Source organism: uncultured Clostridium sp. (genome assembly GCF_934754915.1).
Taxonomy (GTDB): Bacteria; Bacillota; Clostridia; order Clostridiales; family Clostridiaceae; genus Clostridium.
The window spans coordinates 1-3387 of the sequence record NZ_CAKVKB010000248.1 but is presented as its reverse complement, the minus strand read 5'-3'; the positions used below and the strand labels follow the sequence as shown (position 1 = coordinate 3387).

Genomic DNA, 3387 nt, shown 5'->3' with positions numbered 1-3387 from the left:
ATAGTAGGAATAATTCCAGCAAGATATAAGTCAAGCAGATTTGAAGGTAAACCTCTAGCTGATATTTGTGGCAAACCAATGATTTACTGGGTATACAATCAGGTTATTAAAGTAGATAACTTTGAAAAAGTTTATGTAGCTACAGATGATGTGAGGATTGAATCGGTATGTAAAAAATATAGTATGAATGTAATTATGACATCAGAACTGCATAAAACAGGAACAGATAGATTAGCAGAAGTAGCAGAAAAAATTGATGCAGATTTATATGTAAATATTCAAGGAGATGAACCCTTAATTGAACCTGAAACAATAGTTAAAGCTATAGAGCCATTTTATAATAATAAAGAAAATATTGAGGTATCAAATTTAATGACTAAAATAAAGGATCCTGTAGATGTAGTTAACTGTACAATTCCAAAGGTTATAACAAATAGAGAAAATATAGGAATTTTTTTAACAAGAAGTGCATCACCATATCCTAAAGGAAGTCTTGATTATAGCTATTATAAACAGGTATGTGTATATGGTTTTTCTCGCGAAGCTTTAAAATTTTTTAAAAGGACACCAAGAGGGAAAATTGAAAAAATCGAGGATATTGAAATATTAAGATTTATTGAAAATGGAATAAAAGTTCAATATGTAGAAGTTGAAACGAATAGTATTGCTGTTGATACTCCTAAAGATTTAGAAAGAGTAAAAAAATATATGGAAGCTGAAAATAACAGATAAAAAATTTCTTGACTGGGGTTGAAAATATATGAGACGGAGTATTTTAGATTGTACATTAAGAGATGGGGGGTATGTTAATGAATGGAAATTTGGTGGGAAAAATATAAGAGAAATTGTCCATTCATTAATATTGTCCAACATAGATATTATAGAACTTGGATATCTTACAGAAAGAAATCAAAATTCACAAGATTCAACGTTGTTTAATTCAATATTGGATATTAATGATTTGATTCCTCAAATGAAGAATAAGAGTAAATTCGTAGTTATGATGAATTTTGGAGGATATGATGTTGAAAATATACCTGTAAATGTTGAAAATAAATTAGATGGAATAAGAGTTGCTTTTCATAAAGAAAATATGACAGAAGCATTAAGTATTTGCAGAAAAATAAAGGAAAAGGGATACATGGTTTTTGTTCAGCCCATGGTTATACCTAAATATTCTGATATGGAGCTTTTAAAACTTATAAAAGAAGTTAATGAAATTGAAGTAGATGCATTGTATATAGTAGATAGTTTTGGATCTATGAATGAGTATGATGTTATGAGAATTTTTATGCTATTTGAGCATAATTTGAAATCAAATATTTCCATTGGATTCCATTCTCATAATAATTTACAGCTATCATTTTCTAATGCACAAGCCATATTAAAAAATTCTAATAGCAATGATATAATTATTGATAGTACCATATTAGGAATGGGAAGAGGTGCTGGAAATTTAAATACAGAACTATTTATTGAATATATGAATTCAAATTTCGATGCTAAATATAAACTTATATATATATTGCAGATAATTGATAATATACTATATCCAATTTATAAGCTGAATTATTGGGGTTATAGTGTACCATATTATCTTTCTGCTAAAAACAAATGTCATCCTAATTATGCAGCATATCTGTCAAATAAAAATACTTTAGATGTTCAGAGTATTAATCAAATATTGACTGAAATTTCTAGCGAAAAAAGGACAACTTATGATGAGCAGTATATTAGAAATTTGTATATTTCTCATCAAAAGCATAATACTGAAACAATACAAGAGAATTTTAGTATTATAGAAGATAAAATTAAAGATAAAAAAGTAGTCATAATTGCATCAGGAAGATCATTAAGAAATAGGAAAAAAGAAATAAAAAAATTCATCAATGAAAATCATGCTTTTGTAATAAGTGTTAACTTTATTCCTAAAGAAATAGAAGTGAATGCTGTGTTTTTTAGCAATATAAAAAGATTTGAAAATACTGATATTTATGATTTTGAAAAGACTAATTTAGTGATTCTAACATCAAACATAATAACAGATAATGGAGGTTATGTTGTTATAGACTATAATAGTCTTTTAAATGAAAATTTTGTTGTAGCAGATAATTCGGGATTAATGCTGATAAAATTATTAATAAGCTTATCTGTTAAAGAAATATATCTTGCTGGATTTGATGGATATGATTTGAATAATGAGAATTATTTAAAAGAAGAGTTAGAATTTATAAAAAGTGGAAAAGATATCGTGAAGATAAATAAATCAATAAAAGAAGAAATCGGAAAATACAATAAGAAAATAAAAATAAATTTTCTTACAGAGAGTAAGTACAAATAAAAAAAGGGGTAATTTATGAGTTGTGCAAATTTTAATTATCAAATAGAAAAAACTAAAGATGGATTTGATATTTTAAGAATAAATATAAATAATAGAAATATTTATGTTGGTAGTAAGTATAATATGAGAAGGGATATCGATAAATTTTTACAAGGATATACTGAAGTTGATGAGAAAAAAAGTATATTATTGGTATACGGATTTGGAGCAGGTGAACATATAAAAGAATTAAGAAAAAAATTTATATATAATAAAATAGTGGTATTTGAACCTAATCAAAACATGGAAAATCACATAAAAAGTATTAAATGGATAAGAGAAGACGGAAATATAATAGTTAGTTGTACATCTTTAGAAAATATAAAAAATATATTAAAGAAAGATGTGGATGAATTTAATGTTGAATTTGTTAGAATAAATTGTTTTGCTAATTATAATAAAATATTTAGTCAAAATATGACTCAATTATATCAAGATATAAGATGTTTTATGGCAGGTTTAAAAATAGACAGTAATACACAAAAATCTAAAAATGAATTGAAATTTAATAACATGTTAAATAATATATTTTATATGGCAGACGGTATTCCAGCAGATATGTATAAAGATAAATATAAAAATAAACCAGCAGTTATTGTTTCAGCAGGACCATCGTTAGAAAAAAATGTAGATTTATTAAAAAATATAGATGGAAATATGATTATAATGACTGGAACTAGAACATTAAGAACATTAGTAGATAAAGGAATATCTTTGGATTTATTGGCAGCAGTAGATCCACATAAAGTGTGTTATGATTTATGTAAGGATTATATAGAAAATTTAAATAAACCATTGCTTTTTTGTGAATCTACTAATAAAGATGTTGTATCAAATCATAAGGGTGAAAAAATATTTTTTACTTATAATGAATTTGTAGATAATCTTTGTGAACATAAAATAGAACGCATTAATACTGGAGGCACAGTATCAAATACTATGGCAGAATATGCTATCATGCTTGGCTGTAATCCTATTATATTCATAGGTCAAGATTTGGCTTATAC

At 25.6% G+C, this 3387-nt stretch carries 3 protein-coding genes; all 3 read left to right on the top strand.

The genetic code is table 11. The features are described from left to right. The coding region (kdsB, locus tag Q0F58_RS18320; RefSeq protein WP_294379331.1) for a 3-deoxy-manno-octulosonate cytidylyltransferase at positions 1 to 732 on the top strand (732 nt) is incomplete at its 5' end. A gap of 28 nt (positions 733 to 760) precedes the next feature. Beyond that, complete coding sequence (locus Q0F58_RS18315; protein WP_294379330.1) at positions 761 to 2341, top strand: 3-hydroxy-3-methylglutaryl-CoA lyase; 1581 nt, start codon at positions 761 to 763, stop codon at positions 2339 to 2341. Between the two features lie 15 nt (positions 2342 to 2356). Beyond that, on the top strand, positions 2357 to 3387 hold a 1031-nt coding region (locus tag Q0F58_RS18310), incomplete at its 3' end, for a motility associated factor glycosyltransferase family protein (RefSeq protein WP_294379328.1).